This window comes from Mesorhizobium sp. M4B.F.Ca.ET.203.01.1.1 (assembly GCF_004791025.1).
Lineage (GTDB): Bacteria > Pseudomonadota > Alphaproteobacteria > Rhizobiales > Rhizobiaceae > Mesorhizobium > Mesorhizobium abyssinicae.
This window is the reverse complement of the sequence record NZ_SRUO01000210.1, coordinates 1-310: the sequence shown is the minus strand read 5'-3', so window position 1 is coordinate 310 and position 310 is coordinate 1. Positions and strand designations below refer to the sequence as shown.

Genomic DNA, 310 nt, shown 5'->3' with positions numbered 1-310 from the left:
GCAGATTGATTGCGCTTGGGAAATTGGTGGCGGGAGCGGATGTCAGGAGGCCGCCGACGCAGATTTGGGCTCAGGCGAGGACCGGTTTGGGCTTTGGCCAGAGGCTGATTGCGATCTTTTTCATGTTCTGGGCGGCGGCTGCGATCAGGCACTGGCAGGCGACGCGGGTTCGCCCTCGGAAGCGGGCGTAGCGATGGCCGAACAGCTGCTTGGCATCGGCGAAGGATCGCTCGACCGTCTCCTTGCGACGCCGGTAGATGGCCTTGCCCCAAGCCGTGAGCCGGTTGGCATCGACGCGCTCGCGTTGATC

At 64.2% G+C, this 310-nt stretch carries 1 protein-coding gene; it reads right to left on the bottom strand.

Translation table 11 applies throughout. The features are described from left to right. Positions 1–70: 70 nt before the first annotated feature. A partial coding sequence (locus EN846_RS34365) for a transposase (protein WP_145971990.1) occupies positions 71–310 on the bottom strand: 240 nt, incomplete at its 5' end.